This is a genomic window from Clostridium sp. (genome assembly GCF_047718555.1).
Classification (GTDB): domain Bacteria; phylum Bacillota; class Clostridia; order Clostridiales; family Clostridiaceae; genus Clostridium_I.
Genome location: NZ_JBDNRK010000118.1, coordinates 1 through 2,844 on the forward strand (window position 1 = coordinate 1; position 2,844 = coordinate 2,844).

Sequence of the window (2,844 nt, forward strand, 5' to 3'; positions counted from 1 at the left end):
TAAAATTCAGATGGGGTAAAAGAATCCCCACCTGAATTAAGAACTTGCTTCAAAATTAATATATAAAATAAATTTTGAACAAATAGTTAAATAAATTTCAGATAAATGGAAATTATATGTTGAAAAATAATATATGCTGTAATAACATAAAAGTATAACTATTTTAGAGGGGGACAAATAGACTATGAGTAAAATAAGAAAGGCAGTAATACCAGCAGCAGGCCTTGGAACAAGATTTTTACCAGCAACAAAAGCCCAACCAAAGGAAATGCTTCCAATAGTTGATAAGCCAACTATACAGTATATAATAGAAGAAGCAGTGGCCTCTGGTATAGAAGAAATTCTTATAATTACAGGAAGAAATAAAAGATCTATAGAGGATCATTTTGATAAATCTGTGGAACTGGAACTTGAATTAGAAACTCATAATAAATTAGAATTACTGAAGATAGTAAAGGATATAACTAATCTAGCTAATATCCATTTTATAAGGCAAAAAGAACCTAAAGGACTTGGGCACGCTATCCATTGTGCAAAAAGCTTTGTAGGTGAAGAGCCTTTTGCAGTAATGCTTGGGGATGATGTAGTAGACGCTAAAGAACCATGTTTAAAGCAGCTTATAAATTGTTACAACGAATACAAAACATCTATTTTAGGAGTTCAGCAGGTAGAAAAAGATCAGGTATCAAAATATGGTATAGTAAAAAATTTAGATATAGAAAGAGGCGTATATAAGGTAAAGGATCTGGTTGAAAAGCCAAGCGTAGAAGAAGCTCCTTCCAATATAGCAATCCTCGGAAGATATATACTAATGCCTGATATATTTGGAGTTTTGGAAAAAACTAAACCGGGAAAAGGTGATGAAATACAGCTGACAGATGCATTGAAGAATCTTCTTGGTCATCAGGCTATTTATGCCTATGAATTTAAGGGAAGAAGGTATGATGTAGGAGACAAATTTGGTTATTTACAAGCTACTGTGGAAATGGCATTAAAGAGGGAGGATTTGAGAGAACCTTTCATGAAATATTTAATAGATTTGTCTGAAAAAGAAGGCTGGAGAAAACAGGACAGTAAAGAATATGTTGAAATTGCAGTTGATAAGGGAAATAATAAAGCACTATGAATTTCATAGTGCTTTTAGAAAGTAAATTAAATGCAATGTGGAAGGGTATAGAGGTTTGTACTCATTTGGAAGCAGTGAAATTGTAATGAAAAATATATTTATTTGTTCTTATCACATTTATAGAGAATTATTGCAATAATAGCTAATGCAATAATAAATGAAACAATTACAATTGTTCCCATGACAAGATTTATATGACCACTACGTTTTATTGAATTCCAAAAATTATTTAACATTTATATTCATCACGACCTATTAATATTTTACATCGAATAAATATATTGTTTCCTATTTTTAATATTATAAACAATTTAGTTATAAATATAATTTTATATTTATAGATATTAAAGTTTTATAGTGTATAGATTAATAATACATTTTAATTGAAAATAATTCCCCCATCCATACAAATGGCTTGCCCTGTCATATAATCTGAATTTGGTGAAGCTAAAAATGATACTAAATTTCCAATATCTGCTGGTTCTTCACTGCGCCCTAATGCAATGCCTTCAACAGCTTTTTTAAAGGCATCACCTTTTTTACCACCCTGATACTTAACTATGGCTTCGTCAATGCGTGTCCACATGTCAGTTGCAACGATTCCAGGACAATATGCATTTACTGTAATATTATCTTTTGCTAATTCCTTAGCAGCAGCTTGGGTAAAACCTCGAACACTGAATTTTGTAGCGGAATATAAACCCATCATTGGAAAACTTTCATGTCCAGCTATACTGCATGCATTTATAATTTTACCACTTTTTTGTTTTTTCATTTGTTCAGCTGCTGCCTGAATTCCGTAAACAACTCCAAAAACATTGATTTTAAATAAAAATTCCAGGTTTTCAGGAGTGATTCCCAATACTGGACCAACATGTTCTACTCCTGCGTTATTAATAAAAACGTCTAAACTTCCAAAGGTATTTACAGCTTCTGAAACTAGTGATTTTTGATCTTGTGGATTAGTTACATCTCCAACAAATGAAGAAACTTGATAGCCAGAATTTTTAAATTCTGTAACAGTTTCATTCAAAACATTTTCATTCAAGTCGCTTAGGACAATAGCAAATCCATCATCAGCTAATCGTTTTGCAATACCTTTACCAATACCTTGTCCAGCCCCTGTAATTGCGGCTACTTTGGTTTTTGACATAATGCACTTCCCCTTTCATAAATAAAAAATATTTTCCTTAAGTATTCCATATAAGATGTCTTACATATAAATTATATTATAATTAAATGTAATAATGAAATATTTTATATAAATTAATAAATATTTAATAATATAGAAATCATATCCAAATAGTGTGGAATATATAAAAAATTTTTTGGAGAGAATAATTTGTATTTTATTTGGTAATAATCTAATTAATAAAACTTTTTATTAAATTTCCTTATGAAGTTTTATTTACAAGTTTACTACCAAAGAAAAGGTACATTTTTAACAGATGTGCCTTTTCAATATTTGTATATATATTTAAATAACAATGTTCTTAAAGCAATTTGTGTAATTAATTTTATTTTTCATATTTACAAATAATTAATTGCATTAGCAGAATAAATATGGTAATATATGTATGAAATATAATCAACCTATTTGTGGGTAGTTCGTAACGACTACCTATTTTTTTTTGGAAAATAAGAAATATATTTATGTTTTAGCTAAGGCATATTCAAATAAATAACTAGTCAGTATGCTAGCCTATTTTGAATCCTAC

The 2,844-nt window shown here is 29.4% G+C and carries 2 protein-coding genes; one reads left to right on the plus strand and one right to left on the minus strand.

The genetic code is table 11. From position 1 onward, the window contains the following. The first annotated feature begins 184 nt into the window (after positions 1-184). The gene (galU, locus tag ABF633_RS20630; RefSeq protein ID WP_415526602.1) at positions 185-1,126 is read left to right on the plus strand and encodes a UTP--glucose-1-phosphate uridylyltransferase GalU; all 942 of its coding nucleotides are present in this window, start codon (positions 185-187) and stop codon (positions 1,124-1,126) included. 379 nt (positions 1,127-1,505) lie between these two features. Here the strand turns inward: galU and ABF633_RS20635 are convergent, their stop codons facing one another. Beyond that, positions 1,506-2,279 (minus strand): acetoin reductase, encoded by a 774-nt coding sequence (locus ABF633_RS20635; RefSeq protein ID WP_415526604.1) that lies wholly within the window; start codon positions 2,277-2,279, stop codon positions 1,506-1,508. Between the last annotated feature and the right edge of the window lie 565 nt (positions 2,280-2,844).

What these genes read in the sequence shown, in the direction of transcription:
- galU (WP_415526602.1), top strand. Translation starts at nt 185, where the DNA reads ATGAGTAAAATAAGAAAGGCAGTAATACCAGCAGCAGGCCTTGGAACA.
- ABF633_RS20635 (WP_415526604.1), bottom strand. Translation starts at nt 2,279, where the DNA reads ATGTCAAAAACCAAAGTAGCCGCAATTACAGGGGCTGGACAAGGTATT.